At 72.3% G+C, this 3,732-nt stretch carries 4 protein-coding genes; 1 reads left to right on the forward strand and 3 read right to left on the reverse strand.

What is annotated here, in order from left to right; all coding sequences use genetic code 11:
• Positions 1-107: 107 nt before the first annotated feature.
• Both HW445_RS22020 and HW445_RS22025 read right to left on the reverse strand, forming a co-directional pair.
• Positions 108-878, reverse strand: a complete 771-nt coding sequence (locus HW445_RS22020) for a thioesterase II family protein (RefSeq protein WP_180222704.1) — start codon at positions 876-878, stop codon at positions 108-110.
• A 196-nt stretch (positions 879-1,074) separates the two neighbouring features.
• Positions 1,075-2,334: an FAD-dependent oxidoreductase gene (locus HW445_RS22025; protein WP_180222705.1), complete on the reverse strand. Its 1,260-nt coding sequence runs from the start codon at positions 2,332-2,334 to the stop codon at positions 1,075-1,077.
• A gap of 291 nt (positions 2,335-2,625) precedes the next feature.
• Between HW445_RS22025 and HW445_RS22030 the strand changes: the two genes are divergently transcribed.
• The gene (locus tag HW445_RS22030) at positions 2,626-2,853 is read left to right on the forward strand and encodes a DUF5988 family protein (RefSeq protein WP_180222706.1); all 228 of its coding nucleotides are present in this window, start codon (positions 2,626-2,628) and stop codon (positions 2,851-2,853) included.
• Positions 2,854-3,052: 199 nt separating this feature from the next.
• Here the strand turns inward: HW445_RS22030 and HW445_RS22035 are convergent.
• Positions 3,053-3,732 (reverse strand): phosphopantetheine-binding protein (locus HW445_RS22035; RefSeq protein ID WP_257231222.1); only part of this gene is annotated, 680 nt, incomplete at its 5' end.

Consider the following 3,732-nt stretch of genomic DNA (forward strand, 5'->3'; position numbering starts at 1 on the left):
GGACGGGGAAAGGCGGGGGCGGGCCTCACCGGCCACGCCGCCCGCCTGTTCCGGGCGTACGGCCGTCGGGGGAGTCGTCCGGCGCGGGGGCCGCCGGGCGGCGCCGTCTAGCGGCTGCCGACGGCGGCGGTCGCCAACCGGTCCGAGATGATCTTCAGCATGGCGGGCTGGTGGTTGGAGAGGAAGAAGTGGCCGCCCGCGTACGTGTGCATCTCGAACCCGGCGTCGGTGTGGTCCTTCCAGGACCGGGCCTCGTCGAGGGTCACCTTCGGGTCGTCGTCGCCCGTGAAGACGGTGATGGGGCACGACAGCGCGGGACCGGGCTCGTAGACGTAGGTCTCGGCGGCGCGGTAGTCGCCGCGGATCGCGGGGAGCGACATGCGCAGCACCTCCTCGTCGCCGAGGACGCGCGGGTCCGTGCCGCTGAGCAGACGCAGTTCGGCGAGCATGCCCTCGTCGTCCCGCAGGTGCACGGTCTCGTGGCGCGGGCGGGAGGGCGCGCGGCGGCCGGAGGCGAAGAGGTGGACGGGGGCGGCGCCGCGGGCCTCCATCAGCCGGGCCATCTCGAAGCCGAGGGTGGCGCCGAGGCTGTGGCCGAACAGGGCGGTCGGCGGGTCGTCGGGGCTGGGGGAGAGCACGTCGACGATCTGCCGGGCGAGTTCCTGAAGTGTTTCCACGCATTTCTCGTGACGGCGGTCCTGGCGTCCCGGGTACTGCACGGAAATGACGTCCAGTTCGGGGGAAAGGGCTCTGGCGACCGGGAAGAAGAACGTCGCCGAGCCGCCGGCGTGCGGCAGGCAGACGAGTCGTGTTCTCCGTCCGGACGCTTCACTGAATCTGCGGAGCCACAGTGTGTGGTCGACTTCCGGAGCAGTCATGTGAGACGTGGGTCCTTTCCGCTTTTCCCGCTTTCCCGCCACTTCCCGTCGACGGTAGAAGGGGGAGTCCGGCGGCCCAACCCCTCCGGTCCGGACTGTTCCCCCTACTCCCCCGGCGCCGCGTAGGGGGCGGCCCGGAGACGGACCCGGGTCGGGGCCGGGGCCGAAGGGGCGGACCGGAGGGGCCGGCCGACCGTCAGAGGAGAGCGGGCTCGGGCAGTACGGCGCCCTGACGGCGCAGCTCGGCGCCGACCTCGGAGCCGTCCGGCGTACCGCCGTCGGCCACCACGGCCGCGGCGACACCCGCCGCCTGACCGGTGGCGAAGGCGGTGCCCATGACCCGCAGCGAGGCCCCGGCGAGGCGGTCGCCGTCGACGTTGCGGCCGGCGGCGAACAGGTTGTCCGTGTCGGCGCTCCACAGCGACCCCAGGGGGATCTCGTAGTAGCCGTCCCCCTTGATGAAGTGCCACTCGGACGGCCGGCCGGGACCCGGGTGGTACTCGACCGGCCAGGCGCCGACCGCCACGGCGTCGTGGAATCGTGCGGCGCCCAGGACCTCGTCCACGCCGAGCCGGTAGCGGGCGATGACGTGACGGGACTCGCGCGTCCCCAGTTCGGGACCGGTGCTGACGATGTACGCGCCCTCGGCCCCGGGCAGGGAGCGGATGACGTCGAGGTAGGCGTGCGCCTGGACGCGGGCACGGGCCTCGGCACGGCTGACGTCGGCGGCGTCGCGGGCGTCGTACGCCTCGTCGACGATGTAGGCGATGACGTCCCCGGACACCGGCAGCCGGGCGACCAGTCCGTGGGCGGAGACCAGCGGACTCACGCCTCGGGCGCGAGCGGTGTGGACGGCGGCGGAGACCTGGGCCCTGGAGACGTCGACGTGCCGCGGGATGCCGCCGAAACGGACGCCGAGCGACCCGTTCTGCACCATGCCGTCCGTTCCGTAGCGGACCGCCGCGCCGGCGAAGGCGGCGAGGTCGGCCTCGCCGCTGGCGTCGACGAAGGCGTCCGCCGTGACCTCCGTGACGCCGCGGTGGCCGGCGACGCTCACCCGGGTGATCCTCCCGTCCACCCGGTGCGCCCCGGACACATGGCTGTGCAGACGGACGTCGACGCCCGCGGCGGCGCACAGCGTGTCCAGGGCCCGCTTGACGGCCTCCGGCTCGAACACGACGCACACGCCGTTGAACCGCTGCGGAGCGCTGACCGCGCCTTCCTCCCGGAGCGCGGACAGGACCTCCTCGGCCACGCCGAACACCACCTGCCGGGGCTCGTCCTCGCGGGTGTAGATCCCGCAGTACGTCAGGACGTTGCGCAGCGTGGCGGCGCCGCCGAGGCAGGGGCCGCGCTCCAGCAGCAGGGTGCGGGCACCGGCGCGGCGCGCCCCCACGGCGGCGGCGACGCCGGCGGACCCGCCGCCCACGACGACCACGTCGTACTTCTCTGCCATCTGACGGCCTTCCGTAGAGGAATCGTTCGGATCGGGATATCGGTCGGACGGATGCACGGCGCGGAGAACGGTTCGGCCGATCCGCCCGGCGAAGGCCGCACACGGAAAGTCGGTGCGGTTCCGTGCGGTTCCGTGCGCGAGGGAAAAGACAATTGTGGCCAGGGTCTTCAGAGAAGCACTCGGGAGGGACCCCTACCAAGAATTCCGCCCCCCTACCGGGGGCGGTCAGGGGTGCTTGAAAGGGGCGGATCCGAAGAAGAATGAGGCTGGATCGAGACGAGAGGTGTGCCGATGACACAGACCCTGCCCTTTCCCTCAGGCACGACGAACAGCCCCGTCCGACTCGAAGGAGGCCCTGCCGAACTCGTCGGCACCGTGGATTTGAAGGATTTCCGCGATTTGATCTTCTCCGACGAGAAGATCAAAATCCGGCACGGCAACGGCTACGAGCACTACACGCCGTCCGGCAACGCGCCAGGGGTCTACCAATGGGTGGGCCGCACCAAGATCGCCGAATAGTCAGGCGAGACCCGCAAGGCCTCAGGGTCCGTCCTCCGCCACCGCGGAGGGCGGACCCTGAAGCTTGTGCGGGCGAACCGAACGCGAAGGCCCGCGTGAAGGCACCAGCCCGCGTGAAGGCGAGTGCCAGGCGAAGACGGCGGCCAGGTCGAGGGCCAAGGCGAGGGCGAGGGGCACTCGCGCACCCCTCGCCCGTGCCTCAGGTGGTGCTGAAGCGCTGGTCGATGAAGGCGAACAGCTCGTCGTCCGAGGCCGAGTCGAGTTCCTCCCGGACGTCCGCGTCGCCCTCCTCCTCGAACGGGGCGTGTCCGGCCGTCCCTTCCCGGACCTCGTCCCAGCGGGCCAGCAGGTTCCTCAGCCGCAGTGCCACGGACTCCGCGGGCCCGCCGTCCGGGACGAGTCCCTTGGCCCGTTCCGGTGTCAGCGTCTCGAACGCCTCCTCCAGCCGCCGCAGTTCCGCGTCGAGGTCGACCGGTCCTCCCGCGTCCGGCCGGGCGTCGGGGGCGTGCACCAGCAAGGACAGGACGTGGGCGGCCAGGTCCGCGGGCGTCGGATGGTTGAAGACCAGGGTCGCCGGCAGCCGCAGCCCGGTCAGCGCGTTGAGCCGGTTGCGCAGTTCGACCGCGGTCAGGGAGTCGAAGCCCAGCTCGCTGAAGGCGTGCCCCTCCCCGACCCGGTACCCGGGAGCGTGGCCGAGCACCGACGCCACCTCGTTCACGACCACGTCGACCACCATCGCCTGACGCCTCTCGGGGGCGGCTTCGGCGAGCCGGTCGCCCAGCGTCCGTCCGGCCTCCGTCCCGCTGCCCACGGCGGCCCGGCGCGGAACCGCCCGCAGCAGCCGCCGCATGAGCGGAGGGACGACCCCGGTCTCGGCGG

Source organism: Streptomyces sp. UH6 (genome assembly GCF_013421635.1).
Lineage (GTDB): Bacteria > Actinomycetota > Actinomycetes > Streptomycetales > Streptomycetaceae > Streptomyces > Streptomyces abyssomicinicus.